General features: G+C 70.5%; 18 protein-coding genes. 15 read left to right on the forward strand and 3 right to left on the reverse strand.

All coding sequences use genetic code 11. The features are described from left to right. The 7 genes from HQN59_RS19655 (at position 1) to HQN59_RS19685 (ending at position 8,721) form a co-directional block, all read left to right on the forward strand. Positions 1–867, forward strand: a complete 867-nt coding sequence (locus HQN59_RS19655; RefSeq protein WP_176070826.1) for a branched-chain amino acid ABC transporter permease — start codon at positions 1–3, stop codon at positions 865–867. A 52-nt stretch (positions 868–919) separates the two neighbouring features. Further along, a complete protein-coding gene (locus HQN59_RS19660; protein ID WP_176070827.1) occupies positions 920–2,872 on the forward strand; it encodes a branched-chain amino acid ABC transporter ATP-binding protein/permease in 1,953 nt (650 codons plus the stop codon). Further along, positions 2,865–3,569: an ABC transporter ATP-binding protein gene (locus HQN59_RS19665; RefSeq protein WP_176070828.1), complete on the forward strand. Its 705-nt coding sequence runs from the start codon at positions 2,865–2,867 to the stop codon at positions 3,567–3,569. The genes HQN59_RS19660 and HQN59_RS19665 overlap by 8 nt, the downstream gene beginning before the upstream one ends. Positions 3,570–3,626: 57 nt before the next feature. Continuing rightward, positions 3,627–4,655, forward strand: coding sequence for a uroporphyrinogen decarboxylase family protein (locus HQN59_RS19670; RefSeq protein WP_176070829.1), 1,029 nt, complete (start codon positions 3,627–3,629; stop codon positions 4,653–4,655). A 10-nt stretch (positions 4,656–4,665) separates the two neighbouring features. Then, positions 4,666–4,962, forward strand: coding sequence for a YciI family protein (locus HQN59_RS19675; protein ID WP_176070830.1), 297 nt, complete (start codon positions 4,666–4,668; stop codon positions 4,960–4,962). A gap of 58 nt (positions 4,963–5,020) precedes the next feature. After that, positions 5,021–6,088, forward strand: a complete 1,068-nt coding sequence (locus tag HQN59_RS19680) for a maleylacetate reductase (RefSeq protein ID WP_176070831.1) — start codon at positions 5,021–5,023, stop codon at positions 6,086–6,088. A gap of 407 nt (positions 6,089–6,495) precedes the next feature. Beyond that, positions 6,496–8,721 carry an alpha/beta hydrolase family protein gene (locus tag HQN59_RS19685; protein WP_176070832.1) on the forward strand — a complete coding sequence of 742 codons (2,226 nt, stop codon included), beginning with the start codon at positions 6,496–6,498 and terminating at the stop codon, positions 8,719–8,721. Positions 8,722–8,856: 135 nt separating this feature from the next. On the opposite strand, the gene HQN59_RS19690 is transcribed toward HQN59_RS19685, so the two are convergent. Next, positions 8,857–10,059: a cytochrome P450 gene (locus HQN59_RS19690; protein WP_176070911.1), complete on the reverse strand. Its 1,203-nt coding sequence runs from the start codon at positions 10,057–10,059 to the stop codon at positions 8,857–8,859. A gap of 234 nt (positions 10,060–10,293) precedes the next feature. On the opposite strand from HQN59_RS19690, the gene HQN59_RS19695 reads away from it, so the two are divergent. The 8 genes from HQN59_RS19695 to HQN59_RS19730 all read left to right on the forward strand — a co-directional run bounded on the left by HQN59_RS19695 (position 10,294) and on the right by HQN59_RS19730 (position 20,004). After that, complete coding sequence (locus HQN59_RS19695) at positions 10,294–11,328, forward strand: LacI family DNA-binding transcriptional regulator (protein ID WP_176070833.1); 1,035 nt, start codon at positions 10,294–10,296, stop codon at positions 11,326–11,328. Beyond that, the gene (gene xylB / locus HQN59_RS19700) at positions 11,325–12,827 is read left to right on the forward strand and encodes a xylulokinase (protein WP_342451258.1); all 1,503 of its coding nucleotides are present in this window, start codon (positions 11,325–11,327) and stop codon (positions 12,825–12,827) included. The genes HQN59_RS19695 and xylB overlap by 4 nt, the downstream gene beginning before the upstream one ends. Next, on the forward strand, positions 12,824–14,176 hold the full coding sequence (gene xylA / locus HQN59_RS19705) for a xylose isomerase (protein WP_176070834.1): 1,353 nt from the start codon (positions 12,824–12,826) through the stop codon (positions 14,174–14,176). Before xylB ends, xylA begins: the two co-directional genes overlap by 4 nt. Before the next feature lie 31 nt (positions 14,177–14,207). Further along, positions 14,208–15,278: a sugar phosphate isomerase/epimerase family protein gene (locus HQN59_RS19710; RefSeq protein ID WP_176070835.1), complete on the forward strand. Its 1,071-nt coding sequence runs from the start codon at positions 14,208–14,210 to the stop codon at positions 15,276–15,278. Further along, a complete protein-coding gene (locus HQN59_RS19715) occupies positions 15,275–16,444 on the forward strand; it encodes a Gfo/Idh/MocA family protein (RefSeq protein WP_176070836.1) in 1,170 nt (389 codons plus the stop codon). The genes HQN59_RS19710 and HQN59_RS19715 overlap by 4 nt, the downstream gene beginning before the upstream one ends. After that, positions 16,441–17,925, forward strand: a complete 1,485-nt coding sequence (locus tag HQN59_RS19720; RefSeq protein ID WP_176070837.1) for a sugar ABC transporter ATP-binding protein — start codon at positions 16,441–16,443, stop codon at positions 17,923–17,925. Before HQN59_RS19715 ends, HQN59_RS19720 begins: the two co-directional genes overlap by 4 nt. Then, positions 17,906–18,955, forward strand: coding sequence for an ABC transporter permease (locus tag HQN59_RS19725; RefSeq protein WP_176070838.1), 1,050 nt, complete (start codon positions 17,906–17,908; stop codon positions 18,953–18,955). The genes HQN59_RS19720 and HQN59_RS19725 overlap by 20 nt, the downstream gene beginning before the upstream one ends. A 92-nt stretch (positions 18,956–19,047) precedes the next feature. Beyond that, positions 19,048–20,004, forward strand: coding sequence for an ABC transporter substrate-binding protein (locus tag HQN59_RS19730; RefSeq protein ID WP_176070839.1), 957 nt, complete (start codon positions 19,048–19,050; stop codon positions 20,002–20,004). On the opposite strand, the gene HQN59_RS19735 is transcribed toward HQN59_RS19730, so the two are convergent. Both HQN59_RS19735 and HQN59_RS19740 read right to left on the reverse strand, forming a co-directional pair. Continuing rightward, positions 19,980–20,417, reverse strand: coding sequence for a cupin domain-containing protein (locus HQN59_RS19735; protein ID WP_176070840.1), 438 nt, complete (start codon positions 20,415–20,417; stop codon positions 19,980–19,982). The genes HQN59_RS19730 and HQN59_RS19735 overlap by 25 nt on opposite strands. A gap of 26 nt (positions 20,418–20,443) precedes the next feature. Continuing rightward, positions 20,444–21,262 (reverse strand): SDR family NAD(P)-dependent oxidoreductase, encoded by an 819-nt coding sequence (locus HQN59_RS19740; RefSeq protein ID WP_176070841.1) that lies wholly within the window; start codon positions 21,260–21,262, stop codon positions 20,444–20,446.

The raw sequence follows: 21,262 nt of genomic DNA on the forward strand, positions 1-21,262 counted from the left end.
ATGGGATTCACGCTGCCCAGCGTCTCGCTGCTGTCGCAAAGCATCCTGTCGGGCGTCTTCGTCGGTGCGCTCTACGGCCTGCTGGGGCTCGGCGTGAGCCTCAGCTGGGGCTTGCTGCGCCTGATCAACCTCGCGCACTTCGCGTTCGCCTTCCTCGCCGCGTACATCTGCTACCAGCTCGCGCAGATGCACGTCGACCCGCTGCTCACGCTGCTGGTCATCGTGCCGGCGTTCTTCGTGCTGGGTGCCGCGCTGCACGGGTTGATGGGCTACTTCAAGGTCACGCCGTTCAACTCGCTGCTCGTCACGTTCGGGCTGATGGGCATCGTCGAGGCCTTCATCCAGACCATCTGGACCGCCGACTTCCGCAAGATGGAATCGGTCTACGAGGCGCAGAAGTTCAAGCTCGGCACCCTGTTCGTGCCGGTGCCCGAGCTGATCACCTTCGGTCTCGCGGTGGCGATCTCGTTCGCGGTCTGGGCGGTGCTGCGCTACACCGACCTCGGGCGCGCGCTGCGCGCCGCCGCCGAAGACCCGCGCATCGCGCAGGCGTTCGGCGTCAACCAGCAGCGCAACGCGCTGCTGCTCGCCGGCACCTGCTCGGCGCTGGCCAGCATTGCGGGCGTCTGCCTCGCGCTCAGCTTCACGCTCGCGCCGTCGCAGATGTACGCATGGATCGGCGTGGTGTTCGCGGCGGTGATGCTCGGTGGCCTCGGCCGCGCGCTCGGCCCGCTGATCGCCGGCAGCCTGATCGGCGTCAGCGAAGCCGTCACGATGGCGGTGACCGCTCCGTCCTGGGCGCCGATCGTGTCGTTCACGCTGCTGATCCTGATCCTCGTGCTGCGGCCGGGGAAGGTGGCGACGTGAGGCGCGCCGCTGCGCGCGCGGGTGCCCGGTACCGCTTCGCGAGGGCTGCCCGATGAGCGCGACCCCACGGCCGCACGCCGGCGGCGCCTCGACGCTGGGGCAGGGCGTGTCCGCCCTCGCACCGAGCGGCGACGGGGCGGCTCCGACGCGGACGGACGGCGGTCCGACCCAACGCTCGGGCATCCGCAAGACGCCGCTCGCGATCGTCGGCGGCGCGGTGCTGCTGGCCCTGGTGCCGCAGCTCGGCCTCCCGGCGTTCTACGACTCGCTGCTCTACCTGATGCTGAGCTGGATCGTGCTCGCGACCTCGTGGAACATCCTCTCGGGCTACACCGGCTACTTCTCGTTCGGCCATGGTGCGTTCTTCGGCGCCGGCATGTACACGACCAGCACGCTGCTCGCGCGCTACGAATGGCCGTTCCTCTGGACCCTGCCGATGGCGGCGCTGGTCGCGGCGCTCCTCGGCGTCGCGCTCGGCGCGGTGGTGTTCCGCGTGAAGGGCGTGCGCGGCGAGTTGTTCGCGCTGCTCACGCTGGCGGTGACCTTCGTCATCGGCACCATCGTTGTCAACACGCCGCTCGACGGCGGCAACGGCGTCTCGCTGAGCGCGGTGCCGGTGCCCAAGCTCGGCCCGACGCCGTCGTCGACCTTCTACCTGCTGGCGCTGATCGCGGCGACCGCGACGCTGCTGATCGCCTGGGGCATCTACGTGTCGAAGTTCGGCGCCGGGCTGTTCGCGATCCATGACGACGAGGACGCGGCCGAGGTGATGGGCGTGCCCACCTACCGCTACAAGCTGATCGCGCTGGCAATCTCGTGTGCGCTGGCGGGCGTCGCGGGCGGCATCCAGGCGCTGTTTCTTTCGTACGTGACGGCGGGCGAGGTCTTCACGATCACGGTGCCGCTCACCGTCGTGCTGATGAGCGTGCTCGGCGGCACCCGCCACTGGGCCGGCCCGGCGCTCGGCGCGATCGCGATCACCGCGCTGCTCTACAGCTTCACCGCGGCCGATCACGCGGTCGCCGGCAAGGCGCTGATCGGCGCCATCCTGATCGTCGCGATCCTGTTCATGCCCGACGGCATCCTGCTGCGGCTGCAGAAGCTGTTCGGTCGACGTGCTGCCGCAGTGACTGCGGGGACGGCACATCCGCCATCGGCGGCGGCGCGGCCAGCGGCCGAGCCGACGCCGGCTCACGCGATGGGGTCCACTGCGCCGGCACCGGTCGCGCCCGCAGCCGTGCGCACCGCGACGGTCGCTGCCGGCGAGCCGCTGCTCCGCGTGCGCGGGCTGCAGAAGTCGTTCAAGGGCGTGCGCGCGCTCGCGGGCGTCGACGTCGACGTGCGCGAAGGCGAGATCCTCGGCCTGCTCGGGCCCAACGGCTCCGGCAAGTCGACCTTCATCAACGTCGTCAGCGGCCACTACGAACCGACCGGCGGGCAGATCGTGTTCGAGGGCCGCGACCTCACCGGCTTTGCCGCGCATCGGATCGCCGCCGCGGGCATCTCGCGCACGTACCAGATTCCGCGGCCGTTCGGCCACCTCGACGTGCTCGACAACGTGGCGCTCGCGACGATGTTCGGCGGCGGCGTCGACAGCGTCGCCGCGGCGCGCCATCAGGCCATGACGTGGCTGGAGTTCACCGGCCTGCACGAGAAGGCGAAGGCGCTGCCCGACGACCTGAACCTGCACCAGCGCAAGTTCCTCGAGCTGGCGCGCGCGCTCGCCTCGCGGCCGCGCCTGGTGCTGCTCGACGAGGTGCTGTGCGGCCTCACGCCGAGCGAGATCGACGCCGCGGTCGCGCTGATCCGGCGCATCCGCGAGCAGGGCTCGACGATCGTCTTCGTCGAGCACGTCATGCGCGCGGTGATGGCGCTCACCGATCGCGTCGTCGTGTTCAACCACGGCGAGCTGCTCGCCGAGGGCCACGCGTCCGAGGTCATGCAGCGGCCCGACGTGATGACCGCGTACCTCGGCAAGTCGACCATCGAGGCGGCCCATGCTTGAGGTCCGCGACCTGCAGGTGGCCTACGGCGCGGCGCCGGCGCTCTGGGGCGTGACGCTCGAGCTGCGCCCCGGCGAGCTGCTGTGCGTGGTCGGGCCCAACGGCGCCGGCAAGACGACGTTGATCAACACGCTGGCCGGCATCCTGCGCGCGCGCGCCGGTCGCATCGTGTTCGACGGCCAGGACATCACGGCACTGGCGGCGCATCGCTTCTGCACGGCCGGGATCGCGATCGTTCCTGAAGGCCGGCGCCTCTTCACCGGCATGAGCGTGCTCGAGAATCTCGAGCTCGGCAGCTATCTGCCGCTCGCCAAGTCGCAGCGCAAGGAATCGCTCGCCTCGGTGCTCGAGCTGTTTCCCGCGTTGCAGGAGAAGCTCGCCAGCCCGGCCGGCGAGCTCTCGGGCGGCCAGCAGCAGATGGTCGCGATCGCACGTGCGCTGATGGCACGGCCCAAGCTGCTGCTGCTCGACGAGCCGTCGCTCGGCCTCTCGCCGCGCATCGTGCACGACATGTTCGCGGCGATTCGCCGCATCAACGCGGCGGGCGTGTCGGTGCTGATGGTCGAGCAGAACGTCGCCATGGCGATGCAGGTCTCGAGCCGTGCCTACGTGCTCGAGGAAGGCAGCATCGTCGCCGAAGGCCTGCCGGGCGAACTGCTCGAGCGCCCCGAAATCCAGCGCGCCTATCTCGGCGTGTAGAGCCTTCGACGGGCTCCACGCCTGCTGCGAGACCGATCCACCGCAACGGAGAACCCCATGCTCTTTCCCACCACCATCGTCGGCAGCTTCCCGCAACCCGAGTGGCTGATCGACCGCGCCAAGCTGGCGGGACGCTTCCCACCGCGCGTTCGCGCCCAGGAGCTCTGGCGCATCCCGCCGCCGTACCTCGCCGAGGCGCAGGACGACGCGACGCTGATCGCGATCCGTGCGCAGGAAGACGCCGGTCTCGACATCGTGAGCGATGGCGAGATCCGCCGCGAGAGCTACTCGAACCGCTTCGCCACCGCGCTCGAAGGCGTCGATCTCGACAACCCCGGCACGGCGCTCGACCGCTCGGGGCACCCGAACCCGGTGCCTCGCATCGTCGGCAGGATCCGCCGCATGCACGCGGTCGAGGTCGACGACCTGCGCTTCCTGCGCGCCAACACCGACCGCATGGTGAAGATCACCGTGCCGGGGCCGTTCACGATGCTGCAGCAGGCGCAGAACGACTTCTACGCGAGCGAAGAGGAGGCGGCGATGGACTACGCCGCGGCCGTCAACGAGGAGATCCGCGACCTCTTCGCCGCGGGTGCCGACGTGGTGCAGATCGACGAGCCGTACATGCAGGCGCGGCCCGAGAAGGCGCGCCAGTACGGCCTGAAGGCACTCAATCGCGCGCTCGACGGAATCACCGGAACGACCGCGGTGCACATCTGCTTCGGCTACGCGGCGATCATCCACGAGCGGCCGAGCGGCTACTCGTTCCTGCCCGAGCTCGCGCAATGCAGCTGCCGGCAGGTCTCGCTCGAGACCGCGCAGTCGCATCTCGACTGCTCGGTGCTGCAGTCGCTCGACGGCAAGCGGCTGATGGTCGGCTGCATCGACCTGTCGGACCCGAACGTCGAGTCGGTCGAGACCATCGTCGAGCGCATCGAGCGCGCGCTGCCGTATGTGAAGCCCGAGAACGTGATCCTCGCTCCCGATTGCGGCATGAAGTACCTGCCGCGCGAGACCGCGTTCGGCAAGCTGCGCGCGATGGTCGAGGCGGCCAAGGTGCTGCGCGGGCGTCACGGCAGCGCCTGACGTCGTTGCGATGCTGTTCGCGTTCCATCTGATGGACACGCCGCAAAGCGCCGAGCTGCGGCTGCAAGTTCGGCCGGCGCACAAGGCCTACTTGGCGGAGGTCGCCGATCGGATCGCGTTTGCCGGCCCGCTGCTGGACGGCGACGCGATGGTCGGCAGCCTGCTCGTGATCGACTTTCCCGGCCGGGCGGCGGCCGACGCGTGGCTCTCGGACGAGCCGTTCACGCGTGCCGGCGTGTACGCGAGCGCGGCGGTGCACGGCTTTGCCAACCTGTGGCCGCAGAAGGTTGGGTTCCCCGAGGCATGAACGCGGCGGGCCGCTCCCGAGCGCTTGTCCCGGCGCGCCCGGCGCGCCCGGAGTCCCGATGAGCGGCGTGCGCGACTTCGTGTTTCAGGTGGCCATGCCGCGGGTCGTGTTCGGCGCGGGCGCGCTGCAGCACGTCGCGCGCGAGGTCGATGCCCTCGGCGCGTCTCGCGTGCTGGTGCTCTCGACCCCGGGGCAGCGGGCGCTCGGCGAGCGCGTCGCGGCCTTGCTCGGCGGCCGCGCGGCCGGGCTCTTCGCACGTGCCGAGATGCACGTGCCGGTCGAGGTGGCGAACGCGGCCCGCGAAGCGGCGCTCGCGCTCGGCGCCGACTGCGCGGTGGCGATCGGCGGCGGCTCGACCACCGGCCTTGGCAAGGCGATCGCGCTGCAGACGGCGTTGCCGGTGATCGCGATCCCGACCACCTACGCCGGCAGCGAGATGACCACGATGTACGGTCTGACCGATGCCGGCAGCAAGACCACGGGCCGCGACCCGCGCGTGCTGCCGCGCTGCGTGATCTACGACCCCGAGCTGTCGGCGGGCCTGCCGTTCGCGACCACCGTCGTCAGCGCGATGAACGCGATCGCCCATGCGGCCGAGGGGCTCTACGCGCCCGACGCCAACCCGGTGGTCGACCTGCTGGCCGAGGAGGGGATCCGCACCACCGCGAGCGCGCTGCCGCGCCTTCGGCACGACGCGCGCGACCTCGACGCGCGTGGCGACGCGCTGATCGGCGCGTGGCTCTGCGGCACCGTCATGGGCAGCATCACCGTCGGCCTGCACCACAAGCTCTGCCACACGCTCGGCGGCACCTTCGGGCTGCCGCACGCCGAGGTGCACAGCGTCGTGCTGCCGCATGCGCTCGCGTACAACGCGCCGGCCGCGCCGCAGGCGATGACGCGCATCGCGCGTGCGCTCGGCACCCCCACGGCGCCGGGGGGCCTCTTCGACCTGGCGGCGCGGCACGGCGCGCCGCTCGCGTTGAAGAGCATCGGGATGCAGGCACCCGACCTCGACCGCGCCGCCGACCTCGCGGTGAAGATGCCGTACCCGAACCCGCGACCGCTCGAGCGCGACAAGGTCCGCGAACTGCTCGAGTTCGCGTTCGAGGGTCGGCGCCCGGAGTAGGCAGGCGCGCGCGACGTCGCCGCGAACGCGCGCCGATTCGCTGCGGGCCGACGCGATCACGCGGACGACTTCAGCGGCGGCGTTCCAGCCTCACGCCTGACGAGACGGCGGGCGCTCGCGTGGCGGCCTGCGCCTGTGAAGAGGCGCCAGGCCGAGGCAGGAACCTGACGGCCGCGCCGGACCACTGCGTGCGCTGCACGCGAGCCCAGAGACACGGCGGCCGCGCCGACCGGTCGCCTAGGGGGAATCCCTGTGTCGCACGCGCGGACAACGTATACATTGCCCCATACGTCACGCACCCGAGTGCTGCGGGCGCATCTTGAACGTCGTCCACCGGTCCCGCCGCTGCAAGCGGTGCGGGCGCCACGGCTGTGGCGGCTTCGCGATTCCACCAAGAGGAGACCCCCATGCACCGAGTGCTACACCGCATGTTGCCAGTCGTGATGCTCGCGATCCTTCTGATGAGCAGCTCCTTGACGTTCGCCATCACCGCACCCGAGCTTCGGGCGTCGATGCGGGACGCCAATCAACTGCCGTCACCCACGAACGTGGACGAGAGAGCAGCCCGAGGCAACTACCTTCCTTACACCGGCTATTTCGAGGAGACCTATACCACCGGCGCCGGTGCCGGACGCAAGGCGAGGTTCTATATCCCGCAGGGCAGCTTCGTCCGCAACTACTTCCTCGCGATCGCGCTGCCGAGCGGAACCGACGTGGAGACATTCCTGGTCAACAGCGGGTGGATTGATACGGCGGACGCGAACACGTTGCCGCTGATGATCCTGCTGCCGGAGAACGGCCAGTGGGGCCCCTATGCGCAGGAGCAGGCCTATATCGGGCGGGTGCTGAACGGCTACCAGTCGGGCCGGCGGTGGTATTCGATTTATGGCGAGTTCTATCTGGCAGGCTACGGAGACGGTGGCGACAGGCTGCAGCAGTGGGCCGGCGAGAACCCGCTGTTCGTGATCAGCCAGGCCTACTTCGACTCGAACGTCGACGCGGCAGCGCTCGCTGCGGCGGGCGAGTACTACTACGTCCCGAGCGGCCAGACGGCGCTCACCTCTCCGGGGCCGGCGGTCACCGCGCCCGGGGCGGGCGTGCCCTGCGGCGTCACCTTCGAATGCGTCAAGAAGAAAGACGTTCCGGTGCCGACCGATCTGTTCGGCAGCAGCACGCCGGCAGGTGCCATTGCCTACTGGAAATACTCGAACGAGTGCGGTTCCACCGTCATGGCGGGTGCCGGCGCGCTCGGCAGCGACGTTTGCTGGCAGAACAAGGTGAACTCGAAGGCGCTCGCCACCGGCTACAGCAGCGTCGTGTCGCGCGTCTCGGTGCTGAACGCGCACGTCGAATACGTCGACCCGCGCGTCACGAAGCAGGTGTACGACAGCCTCCTGACCTACACGCGTTACACCAACTCCTCGGCGTGGAGCAACGCGCTGGGATGGAAGGTCAACCGCAACATGCCGGGTTTCCAGATCGTCGACATGATCCGGCCGGAGAACGGCCGAAACGTCAAGCGGCAATACTGGTCGTACGTGCCCGCGAAGGTACAGGACAAGCGGCTCTTCCCGAACGGCGCGCCGGTGATCTACGCCTTCGGCGGCAACGGCAACGCGGTGTTCCAGTACTTCGAGTCGAGCCAGTACATCGAACTCGCCGACACCTACGGTTTCAGCGTCGTGATGCCCGGCGAGCACACCGGCAACGACGGTGTGACCACCACGTGGAGCATCAACGAGAACGACTATCAGTTCATATTGGCCGTGATGCAGGACATGAACGGCAAGTACGGCCAGTACTTCGACCAGAAACGCATTTACGCGTTCGGGCACTCGCAGGGCGGCGCGCTGACCAACTTCCTTTCCGAGCGCGACCCCAACCTGTTCACGGCGTACTCCGTCAACGCCGGTGGCGGCCGGAACTTCCCGGCCGGCACTCCACCGGCGCCGATGTACGGCATCTACGGTGAATACGACTCCGCGAACATCCTCAGCGGCCGGACCGGCTGGTTCGCACGCAACGGTCTCAACGTCGCGGACGGCGTCACCACCGACCCGTTCGATCTGCCGGCGCGCTTCAACAACCCGGTCCAGTACCTCATCTATCCCGACACCCCGCAGTACCCGGGAGACCAGTACGAGACGACCACTTGGTACAACGCGAGCGGCATGCCGATGTTCGCCGAGACGCTGGCCTACGGCAAAGAGCACAACAACACCGTTTCCAGCTTCCGCCGCACCTGGCTCGAGTGGTACAACCATTGGTCGCGCGATTCAGCCGGCAACCGCATCTACGCGGCCGCGACGCCACCGGCCTCCGTTTCGCTGCAGGTCGTGCCGGGTGTGCTGAACCTGCGCTCGACCGCCGGTCTCGTCACCTCGGTGATCACCGTGCCCGCGGGCGTCGACCTGCGTCAATGGAGCATCAGCGGCCTCACGATGGCCGGCGCACCCGCCGTGTCGACCGCCTACGCCAGCGATGGTCGCTCGATGGTCGTGACGTTCAACAAGGCCCAGTTGAGCAGCCTGCCGGCCGGCGACAACGTGCCGTTCACGATCAGCGGCCAGTTCAACCGCGACGGCTTCCAGTGGCCGCTGAGCGCCGCGGCGGCCGTCAAGGTCATGAAGTAGGGGGGCACTGCGTGCCGCGGGCCTGAACGCCGCGGTCGAGCGGTTCTCGCTGGAGGCGGCGGTCCGACGGCGGGCGGATCACGACCGGGGCGGGCTGCAACGGCGGCCCGGTCCGCGCCCAGCCGGCGGGCTGTCTCAGCGCAGCCGCAAGCGCATGCCGAGCTCGCGAGGCGCCATCGCGAACGAGAACAGCTCTTCGGGCGGGCCACCGTGCCGCGTGCCGACCCTCTCGAGATCGAAGCCGTCGAGCAGCATCGCCGCGGCGACCTTCATCTCGAGCAGCGCGAGATAGCGGCCCGGACACAGCCGCGGCCCGGCGCCGAACGGCATCGACACGCGGTCCGGCGAGGCGCGGGTGCGTTCATCGGTCGCCAGCCAGCGCGCCGGATCGAAGCGCTGCGGATCGGCGAAGTGGCGGGCGCTGGTGGCATCGGCCCGCACCAGCCCCACCACGATCGCGCCTGCGGGCACGGCAACGTCGCCGACCACGACGTCGCGATTCGCCTGTGCCGTCTGCACCGGCGCCACTGGCTTGAGGCGCATGGTTTCGTGCAGGCAGGCTTCGAGGTAGACGAGGCGTCCGATCGTGTCCAGCGAGAGCGAAGGGTCCTGCGCGCCAACGCGGCGCACCTCGTCGCGCGCCGCGCCGAGCGCGTGCGGGTGGTCGAACAGGAAGTGGATCAGCCAGGTGATCGTGTTGGCGGTCGTGTCCTCACCGGCGACCAGCATGACCAGCACGTTGCCGGCGACGTCGGCATCGCTGATGCCGGCGTCGGCCTCGGCGGCGACCAGCATCGCCTCGAGCAGGTTGGTCGGTGCGAGCCGGCGCGCGGGGTCGCGCGCCAGCTGCGCGCGGGCAGCCCGGATGAAGCCGTCGATCGCCGAGCGGATCACGACCACGCTCTGCTCGAGCTCGCGATCGGCGCGGGTCCTGATCCGGCGCCAGTACGGCAGCCTGGCGGCGAGCCGCCGCCCCAGCGCCGGCAACACGCGGTTGAGATCGGTCTGGATCGGATCGTCTCCTTCCAGCGTGTTGACGTCGGAGCCGAACGCCAGCCCCGCGACCACGTCCACCGTGTAGCGCATGAGGTCGGCCTGCACGTCGATCGCGCGGCCCTCCGCGGCGGCCTGCCGCCAGCGCCCGCGCAGGCGCTGCACCACCTTCTGCAACGACGGGAAGTAGGCGTGCACGTGGGCGGGGTCCAGCGCCGCCATCACGAGCCGGCGCTGGCGCCGCCACTCCTCGTCGTTGACGAAGAAGAGGCCCGCAGGGCACTGCCGAGCAGCGGCAAGGCCGGCGGACCCGGCAGGGTTCGGTAGTCGCGGATCGGGCCCGATCCGGCGTCGGCGGGTGGGGACGCCTTCATCGCAAGCTCCTGCAGCGTCGCGCCGCGAGTATCGCCACGGCGAGGCGCGATGGAAGCCGGGCGCGCGCCGTGCGACCTTGAGGTCCGGCCTTCATCGGCGGTCCGTCCGCGCCCTAGGCGGGCTCGCCGACGACTGTAGCGGCCCGGGGTTTGTCCGGAGCTCGGTCATGAGGAACGTACCTCATATTCCTGTCCCGGAAGCCGCATGACCAACGATGCCCGCGCCACCCTGCTCGACGTTGCCCGCGTGGCCGGCGTCAGCCTTGCCACGGTCGACCGGGTCCTGAACAAGCGCGCCGGCGTGCACGCGCGCACCGCCGAACGGGTCGCCGCGGCCGTTCGCACCCTGCACTACCGGCCCGACCCGGCGGCGGCGCGCCTCTCGCGTTCGCGCGCGCATCGGGTGCGCTTCATCCTGCCGTCGGGCAGCAACGCCTTCGTCGCGATGCTGAAGGAGCAGATCGGCGCCAACGCGCCGTGGATGGCCGACCACCGGGTCGCCGCCGAGACGGTCGAGGTCGACGTGTTCGAGCCCGAGCGCCTCGCCGCGCAGCTGCGCGCGGCCGCCGGCCACTGCGAGACCGTGGTCGTGATGGCGCTCGACCACCCGCTGGTTCGCGCCGCGATTGACGAGCTCGAGGACGCCGGCACCGGGGTCGTCACCCTCGTGTCCGACGTACCGACGTCCAGGCGGCACCACTTCGTCGGCATCGACAACGTCGCGGCGGGGCGCACGGCGGCGACGCTGCTCGGCCGCTTCGCGGGCGCGCGCAGCGGCCCGGTCGGCATCGTGCTCGGCAGCATGTCGCTGCGCGACCATGCCGAGCGCCACTTCGGCTTCAACCAGGTGATGACCGCCGAGTACCCGGGGCTGCGCGTGCTGCCGCCGCTTGAAGGCAAGGACGACTCGCGGCTGACCGAGCGACTCGCGGGCGAGCTGCTGCAGCGCGAGCCGGGACTGGTCGGCATCTACAGCGGCGGCGCCGGCAACCGCGGCATCGCGGCGGCGCTGCAGGCCGCCGGACGCGCCGACCGCGTCGTCTTCGTCGCGCACGAGCTCACGCCGCCGGCCCGCCGCTTCCTGCTCGACGGCACCCTCGACGCGGTGCTGCACCAGGACCCGGGCCACGAGATCCGCTCGGCGCTGCGCATGGCGCTGGCGCGCCGGACCAGCGAGCCGGTGATGGCCGACCAGGAGCGCATCCGCATCGACATCTACCTGCGGGACAACCTGCCGTGATCACGCTCGGCATCGATCTCGGCACCTCGGCGGTGAAGGCGCTGCTGCTCGACGATGAACGCATCGTCGGCGTCGCCGAGGCGGCGCTCGTGGTCGCACGGCCGCAGCCGGGCTGGAGCGAGCAGGACCCCGACGACTGGTGGCGGGCAACCTGCGACTGCCTCGACCGTCTGCAGGCCGACCATCGGGCGGCCCTGGCGGCGGTGGCGGCGATCGGCCTTTCGGGGCAGATGCACGGCGCCACGCTGCTCGACCGCCACGGCGCCGTCCTGCGGCCGTGCATCCTCTGGAACGACGGCCGCAGCGCGGCGCAGTGCGCCGAGCTCGAGGCCCGCGCGCCGACCCTGCGCGGCGTCGCCGGCAATCCGGCGATGCCGGGCTTCACGGCGCCCAAGCTGCTGTGGGTGCGCGAGCACGAGCCGGCGCTGTTCGACCGCATCGACCGGGTGCTGCTGCCGAAAGCGTGGCTGCGCTGGAAGCTGTGCGGCGAGTTCGTCGACGAGATGTCCGACGCCTCGGGGACGCTCTGGCTCGACGTCGGGCGGCGGCGCTGGTCCGACGAGCTGCTCGCCGCCTGCGGCCTGACGGCCGCGCAGATGCCGCGCCTTGTCGAGGGCAACGCGGCGGCCGGAGCGCTGCGACCCGAGTGGGTGCGGCGCTGGGGCTTCCAGCGCGCCCCGCTGCTCGCCGGCGGCGCCGGCGACAACGCCGCGGGCGCGGTCGGCGTCGGCGCGGTGCGGCCCGGCGACGCGTTCGTCTCGCTCGGCACCTCGGGGGTGCTGTGGGCGACCACCGCCGGCTTCGCACCGCGACCGGAACGCGGCGTGCACGCGTTCTGCCACGCGGTGCCCGACACCTGGCATCAGATGGGCGTGCTGCTCTCGGCGGCGGCGAGCCTCGCGTTCTGGTCGCGCGTCAGCGGCCAGGGCGAGGCCGCGCTGCTCGCGGGTCTCGGTGCGCGCCCCGAGCGACCTGCGGCGTGCTGGTTCGCGCCGTACCTGGCCGGCGAGCGCACGCCGCACAACGACGCCGACGTGCGCGGCGGTTTTCTCGCGCTCGACAGTGCCACCGACGCGGCAGCGATGACGCAGGCCGTGCTCGAAGGCGTCGCCTATGCGTTCCGCGACGCGCGCGACGCGCTGGCGTCGGCCGGCACCCGCATCGACGAGGCCGATCTGATCGGCGGCGGCTCGCGCTCGGCGTACTGGGCCGACGTGCTCGCCAACGTGCTCGGCGTGCCGCTGCATCAGCTCGAAGGCAGCGAGGTCGGCGCCGCGCTCGGCGCGGCGCGGCTCGCGCGCATGGCCGCCGACGGCGGCACGCTGCACGCGGCCAGGCCGCGGCGCCTGCGCAGCTTCGAGCCGCGACCGGCGCTGGCCGCGCAATACACCGAGGCCTACGCGCGCTGGCAGGCGCTCTACGGCGTGCTGCGCCAGGTCCCGCCGGCGCCGCCACTCGCCACCCCGACATCCGCCGAATCCACCGGAGCCCTGGCATGAACGATCGTCTCCCCGGCGCAAGCCCTCCCTACTTCACGCTCGGGCGCCCGATCGCTTACCGGGGCCCGAGCTTCCGCCCAAGCGACGCCGAGCCGTTCGGCTACCGCTTCTACGACAAGGATCGGCTCGTCCTGGGCAAGCGCATGGAGGATCAGCTGCGCTTCGCGGTCTGCTACTGGCACAGCTTCGCGTGGTCGGGCGGCGACCCGTTCGGCGGCGAGACCTTCCTGCGGCCCTGGCACGCCGTCGGCGGCGACCCGATGGCGCAGGCACGGCACAAGGCCGACGTCGCGTTCGAGCTGTTCCGCCTGCTCGACGTGCCGTTCTTCACCTTCCACGACCGCGACATCGCGCCCGAAGGCGAGACGCTCGCCGAATCGAACCGCAACGTCGCCGCGATCGGCGAGGTGTTCGAGGCCAGGATGGCCGAGACCGGGGTGCGCCTGCTCTGGGGCACGGCCAACCTGTTCACGCATCGGCGCTACATGGCCGGCGCCGCGACCAACCCCGATCCCCAGGTGTTCGCGTACGCCGCCGCGCAGGTCAGGAACGTGCTCGAGCTGACGCACCGCCTCGGCGGCGAAAACTACGTGCTGTGGGGCGGCCGCGAGGGCTACGAGACGCTGCTCAACACCGACCTCAAACGTGAGCTGGCGCAGCTCGGCCGCTTCCTGCAGATGGTGGTCGAGCACAAGCACAAGATCGGCTTCAAGGGAATGATCCTGCTCGAGCCGAAGCCCGGCGAGCCGACCAAACACCAGTACGACTACGACGTCGCCAGCGTCTACGGCTTTCTCAAGACGCACGGCCTCGAGAACGAGGTCAAGGTCAACATCGAGCAGAACCACGCGCTGCTCGCCGGCCACACGTTCGAGCACGAGATCGCGCTCGCGCAGGCGCTCGGCATCTTCGGCTCGCTCGACATGAACCGCGGCGACGAGCAGCTCGGCTGGGACACCGACCAGTTCCCGAACAACCTGTCGCACGTCGCGAGCGCGCTTTACGAGGTGCTGCGCGGCGGCGGCATCGGGCGCGGCGGGCTCAACTTCGACGCCAAGCTGCGCCGCCAGTCGATCGACCCGGACGATCTGGTGTTCGGCCACGCCGCCGCGATCGACCTCTGCGCGCGCGGCCTGCTGATCGCCGAGGCGATGCTGCAGGACGGCGCGCTGCAGGCCGAGGTGGAGCGCCGCTACGCCGGCTGGGATTCGCCGCTCGGCCGCGACATCCTCGAAGGGCGCGCGTCGCTCGACGAGCTCGCGCGACGGGTCGAGCAGGACCGCATCGAGCCGCAACCGGTCTCGGGTCGCCAGGAGCGGCTCGAGCATCTCGTCAACAGCTACTTCTGAGCGCGCGATTTCGCGGCGGAAAGACACGACCATGGCAAGCAACCTCAAGGGCCCCGGCATCTACCTGGCGCAGTTCGCGGGCGACAGCGCGCCGTTCGACTCGTGGGCTTCGATCACGAAGTGGGCCGCCGGCCACGGCTTCGAGGGCGTGCAGATCCCGTCATGGGACGCCCGCATCTTCGACCTGGCGCGCGCCGCCGAGTCGAAGACCTACTGCGACGAGATCGCCGGGGTGGCGCGCGAGAACGGGGTCGCGATCACCGAGCTTGGCACCCACCTGCAGGGCCAGCTGGTCGCGGTGCACCCGGCCTACGACGAGGCCTTCGACGGCTTCGCGCCGGAAGCGGTGCGCAACAACCCGAAGGCGCGCCAGGCCTGGGCGGTCGAGCAGATGCTGCTGTCGGCGCGCGCCTGCCGCAACCTCGGCCTCAAGAGCAACGTCAGCTTTCCGGGCGCGCTGGCCTGGCCGTTCCTCTACCCGTGGCCGCAGCGCCCGGCCGGCCTGATCGACACTGCGTTCGACGAGCTGGCGCGGCGCTGGCGCCCGATCTTCGACGCCTTCGACGACGCCGACTGCGACGTGTGCTTCGAGCTGCACCCGGGCGAGGACCTGTTCGACGGCACCACCTTCGAGATGTTCCTCGACCGCGTTGATCAGCACCCGCGCTGCGCGATCAACTACGACCCGTCGCACTTCGTGCTGCAGCAGCTCGACTACCTCGAGTTCATCGACATCTACCACGAGCGCATCAAGGCGCTGCACATCAAGGACGCCGAGTTCCGGCCGACCGGCCGCCAGGGCGTTTACTCGGGCTACCAGCCGTGGATCGACCGCGCCGGCCGCTTCCGCTCGCTCGGCGACGGCCAGGTCGACTTCGGCGCGATCTTCTCGAAGATGGCGCAGTACGGTTACGACGGCTGGGCCGTCCTCGAATGGGAGTGCTGCCTCAAGCACCCGGAGCAGGGCGCCGCCGAGGGTGCCGAGTTCATCAGGCGCCACATCATCCGCGTCACCGAGAAGGCGTTCGACGATTTCGCCGGCGGTGCCACCGACCCGCAGCAGCTGCGCCGCATGCTCGGCATCGCCGAGGCAGGCCGATGACCATCGAAGCGGGCGGCGCGGAGCTGCGCCAGGCGCGGATCCGCCTCGGCATGGTCGGCGGCGGGGAGGGCGCCTTCATCGGCGCGGTGCACCGCATGGCGGCGCGCCTCGACGATCACTACGAGCTGATCGCCGGTGCGCTGTCGTCGACGCCCGAGAAGTCGATGCGCTCGGGCGCCGCGCTCGGCCTCGACCGCATCTACCCGGATTACCGCGCGATGGCGATCGGCGAAGCGGCGCGCGGCGACGCCATCGAGGCCGTCGCGATCGTCACGCCGAACGACTCGCACGCCGCGATCGCCGAGGCGTTCCTCGAGGCCGGCATCCACGTCATCTGCGACAAGCCGGTCGCGACACGTCGCAGCGATGCCGAGCGGCTGCAGGCGCTGGCCGCGCGCAAGCAGCGCATCTTCGCGGTCACGCACAACTACAGCGGCTACCCGATGGTGCGGCACGCGCGCCGCATGATTGCCGACGGCGCGCTCGGCATGCTGCGCGTGGTTCAGGTCGAGTACGCGCAGGACTGGCTGACCGAGCCGCTCGAGCAGACCGGCCAGAAGCAGGCCGACTGGCGCACCGACCCGGCGCGTGCCGGTGCCGGCGGCTGCATCGGCGACATCGGCACCCATGCGTACCACCTGGCGCATTACGTCACCGGCGCCCTCCCGGACGCGCTGTGCGCGGAGCTGAGCACCTTCGTCACCGGGCGACGCCTCGACGACGACGTGCAGGTGATGCTGCGCTACGCGAACGGCGCGCGTGGCCTGCTGTGGGCGAGCCAGGTCGCGCCGGGCAACGAGAACGGGCTGCGCCTGCGCGTCTACGGCAGCCTCGGCGGGATCGAGTGGCAGCAGGAAGAGCCGAACCACCTGCGCTGGACGCCGTTCGGCCAGCCGACGCAGATCATCGGGCGCGGCACCGCGGCGGCGAACGCCGACGCGGCGCGCGTCTCGCGCATTCCGTCGGGCCACCCCGAGGGCTATCTCGAGGGTTTCGCCACGGTCTACAGCGAGATCGCGCAGGCGATCCGGGCGGCGCGCAGCGGAACGCCGGTCGATGCGGCGGTCGACTTCCCGACCATCGAAGACGGCATCGCCGGGCTGGCGTTCATCGAGGCCGCGGTCGCGTCCTCGGGCGCCGGCGGCACCTGGGTTGCGCTCCGATGAGCCTGCATGTCGGCTTCAGCGGCATCAGCAAGGATTTCGGCGCGGTGCGCGTGCTGCACGACGTCCACTTCGAGCTCGAGCCGGGCCGCGTCTATGGCCTGCTCGGCGAGAACGGCGCCGGCAAGTCGACGCTGATGAAGATCCTGTCGGGCTACGAGACCGCGAGCGCCGGCGAGCTGACGATCGACGGCGTCGTGCAGCGCTTCGGCAATTCGCGCGAGGCCGAAACTGCCGGCATCGTGCTGATCCACCAGGAGTTCAACCTCGCCGACGACCTGACGGTCGCCGAGAACATCTTCCTCGGCCATGAGCTGAGGCGCGGCTGGCTGCTCGACGACGTGGCAATGCGCGCGGCGGCGCGCGAGGTGCTGCGCGAGGTCGGCCTCGAGATCGATCCCGATACCCGGGCGCGCGAGCTGATCGTGGCCGAGAAGCAGCTGGTCGAGATCGCCAAGGCGTTGTCGCGGCGCGCCCGCCTGCTGGTGATGGACGAGCCCACCGCCACGCTCACGCCGAGCGAGACCGAGCGCCTGTTCGAGCTGATCGCGCGCCTGAAGGCGGCCGGCACCACCATCGTCTACATCTCGCACAAGCTCGAGGAGGTCGAGCGCATCACCGACGAGATCGTCGTGATGCGCGACGGCCGCTTCGCGACGCGCGCGCCGACCGCCGAGGTGAGCCGCCACCAGATGGCCAACCTGATGGTCGGTCGCGAGCTGTCGGACATGTTTCCGCCGCGTGCCCCCGTGCCCGATGCCCAGCCGGTGCTGCGCGTGCGCGAGCTCTCGGTGCCGGGCTGGGCCAGCGAGGTGAGCTTCGACGTCAGGCCGGGCGAGATCGTCGGCTTCGCCGGCCTCGTCGGCGCCGGCCGCACCGAGCTGTTCGAAGGTCTGCTCGGACTGCGCCCGCGCGCCGGCGGCGCGGTCGAGCTCGACGGCCGGGCGGTGTCGTTCCGCAGCCCGCGCGATGCCGCCCGGCACGGCGTTACCTACCTGAGCGAAGATCGCAAGGGCAAGGGTCTGCACGTCCGCTTCTCGCTGCTCGAGAACCTGACCCTGATGGATCTCGAGCGACACGCGCGGCCGCTGCTCGACCCGCGCTCGGAACGCCGTGCGCTGCGCCGGGCCATCGACGAGTTCGGCATCCGCACCCGCGACCCCGAGGTCAGCGCGACCCAGCTCTCGGGCGGCAACCAGCAGAAGCTCGCGATCGCCAAGGTGCTGCAGCCGGGCCCGCGCGTGGTCGTGCTCGACGAGCCGACGCGGGGCGTCGACGTCGGCGCCAAGCGCGACATCTACTTCCTGATCCAGCGTCTGGCGGCGGGCGGCCGCGCGGTCATCGTCGTGTCGTCCGAGCTGATGGAGCTCATCGGCCTGTGTCACCGCGTCGTCGTGATGCGCGGCGGCCATTTGCAGGCCACGTTGCCGGCCGAAGGTCTTACCGAGGAGGCGCTGATCGCCCATGCCACCGGCACCCACTGACGCGGCGCTCGCCGCCGACGAACGCGCCGCGACGCCGCAGGCCGCGGCGGCCCGCCGCGCCGCGCGCGCGAGCCACTGGCGCCAGCGCGCGCAAAGCCTCGGCCCGCTGATCGGCCTCGTCGTTCTCTGCATCGCCGGCGCGCTGCTGAACCCGGGCTTCGCGACCTGGGACAACGCGATGAACGTGCTGACCCGGACCGCGTTCATCGGGATCATCGCGATCGGCATGTGCTTCGTCATCATCGGCGGCGGCATCGACCTCTCGGTCGGCTCGATGGCGGCGCTGATCGCCGGCAGCGTGATCCTCGCGATGAACGCGCTGGCCCCGGTGGTCGCGTCGCCCGTGCTGGTGGTCGTGCTCGGCGCCGCGTTCGCGCTGGGGCTCGGCGCGGCGTTCGGGCTCGCGCACGGCCTCCTGATCACCAAGGGGCGCATCGAGCCGTTCATCGTCACCCTCGGCACGCTGGGCATCTTCCGCGCCTATCTCACCTACCTGGCCAACGGCGGCGCAATCACCCTCGGCGACAAGGTGACCGAGGTCTACAGCCCCGTCTACTACGGCAGCTGGCTGGCGGTGCCGGTGCCGATCTGGGTCTTCGCCGCGGTCGCGCTGATCGGCGGCCTGGTGCTGAACCGCACCCGATACGGGCGCTACGTGAAGGCGATCGGGTCCAACGAGCAGGTGGCGCGCTACGCGGCGGTCGACGTCGACCGCGTGAAGATCCTCAGCTACGTGCTGCTCGGCGTCTGCGTCGGCGTCGCGACGCTGCTCTACATCCCGCGCCTCGGCTCTGCCTCGCCGACGACCGGCCTGCTGTGGGAGCTCGAGGCGATCGCCGCCGTGATCGTCGGCGGTACCGCGCTGAAAGGCGGCGACGGCCGGATCGCCGGCACCGTGGTCGGCGCGATCCTGCTCTCGGTGATCAGCAACATCCTCAACCTCACCAGCATCATCAGCGTCTACCTGAACGCGGCGGTGCAGGGGGTCGTGATCATCATTGTCGCCTTCCTGCAGCGCGGCCGGCGCTGACGCCAGGGGCTTCCACCGCATCGCTTTCTCTAGGCCGCAACCCTCGACACGCGGGACGGCGATTTCAACCTCGACCCACGAACGGAGACACCATGAATCGCAGACTCTTCGCCCACGTCGCCCTCGCCGTCGCGACGCTCGCTGCCGGCGGCAGCGCGCTCGCCCAGAACAAGACCGTGATGGGCGTGGCCATCCCGGCGGCGACCCACGGCTGGGCCGGCGGCGTCGTCTACTGGGCCAACCGCACCAAGGGCGAGCTCGAGAAGCAGTACCCTGGCATGCAGATCATCGTGAAGACCGCGGGGTCCGCGGCCGAGCAGGCCAACCAGGTGCAGGACCTGCAGACCGTGAACAAGATCAACACGCTGGTCATCCTGCCGTTCGAGTCGGCACCGCTGACGCAGCCGGTCGCGCAGGTCAAGAAGAAGGGCGTGTTCGTGACCGTGGTCGATCGCGGCCTCACCGACGCGAGCGCGCAGGACGCCTACGTCGCCGGCGACAACCCGGGCTTCGGCAAGGTGGCGGCCGAGTACATGGCCAAGGCGCTCGGCGGCAACGGCAACATCGTCATCCTGCGCGGCATCCCGACCGTGATCGACAACCAGCGCGTCGATGCGTTCAACGCGGTGATGAAGAACCACCCGGGCATCAAGGTGCTGGACGCGAAGCACGGCAACTGGAACCGTGACGACGCGTTCAAGGTGATGCAGGACTACCTGACGCGCTTCCCGAAGATCGACGCCGTCTGGGCCTCGGACGACGACATGGCGGTCGGCGTGCAGAAGGCGATCGAACAGGCCAAGCGCAGCGACGTCAGGATGGTGATCGGCGGCGCCGGCTCGAAGGACTACATCAAGAAGGTCATGGACGGCGACAAGATCGTCACCGCCGACGTGACCTACTCGCCGAGCATGATCGCCGATGCGATGAAGCTCACCGCCGCGTCGCGTGCCAAGGGCTCGGCGATGCCGCCGACGACGATCATCCCGTCGGTGCTGATCACCAAGGACAACGCGTCGAAGTACTACTTCCCCGACTCGCCGTTCTGAGGGGTCGCGGCCACGAGACCCGTCGGCGGCGCGTCCACCGGATGGGTCCCGAACGCCGCCGGCATGTCGATCTCGAGGTGCTGGTAGTCGGCCGACACCTCGACCACGTCGTGCCGCACGCCCTTCGGCTGGAACACCAGGTCGCCGGCTTTCAGCGTCTGGCGGCCGATGCCTTCGTAGTCGAGCACCGCGCTGCCGTGGATGATGTAGATCAGCTGCAGCTCGGCCTCGTGGAAGTGCCAGCCGGTGCCGTCGCCCGGGCGCACCGCGCGCACGGTGCGCACGAACGTCGCACCGAAGCGTCCGTCGGTGCTCGCCGCAAGGCCGCTGTCGGCATAGGCGAAGAAGGGCCGCGCGCCTTCGCTCTTGTAGTCGGCCGCATCCGGCGCTCGGGAGATGTGAGGAACGGGCATCGTCGCTTTCATGCGGTCGAGGGTGATCAGGCGCTCCCGGAGGGTCGCTGGGCGAAGTAGACGTCCGGCGGCGACGGGCAGCCGATGTGCAGCCCGCAGTCGACGATCAGGTGGGTACCGGTGCATGCCGACGACGCCCGCGAGCACAGGAACAGGATCGCGTTCGCGACGTCGTCGACCTCGACCCAGCGGCCGAGCGGCACCTGCTTCGGGATCGAGTCGATCAGTGTCGATTTCGAGGCGTGCAGGCGCATCACTTCGGTGATCACGGGGCCGGGAAGCACCGCGTTGACACGAATGCCGTCCCGCGAGAGATCCATCGCCGCATGTCGGGTCAGTCCCAGCAGCCCGGCCTTGGCCGCGGTGTAGCTCGCGCCGAAGTGCAGCGACATCGTGATCGAGGCGAGCGAGGCGACGTTCACGACTGCTCCGCCGCCGGCGCGGCGCATCGGGTCGCTGCAGGCGCGGATGCAGTGAAACGCCGAAGAAAGGTTCGCGCCGACCACGCGATCCCAGTCCTCGCCCGGGATGTCTTGAACCAGTGCCGGCCGCGTCCCGGCATTGCCGCCGGCCACGTTGACCAGCAGATCGATTCCGCCGAGCGCCCGTTCGGCGGCCGCGGCAGCGGCGGCGACGGCGGCACTGTCGGCGACGTCGACGACCTCGGACGCCACGGTGGCGCCAGCGGTGCGCAGCTCGGCAGCAAGCGCCTCGAGCGGTTCGTGCTGGACGTCCCACAAGGCGAGCGCGATGCGCTGCGCGGCGAAAGCGCGCGCCACGCCGGCGCCGATGCCGCCGGCGGCTCCGGTGACGATGGCGCGCCTTCCTTCGAGGTCGGGGTACAT

Source organism: Rhizobacter koreensis (assembly GCF_013366375.1).
Lineage (GTDB): Bacteria > Pseudomonadota > Gammaproteobacteria > Burkholderiales > Burkholderiaceae_C > Schlegelella_A > Schlegelella_A koreensis.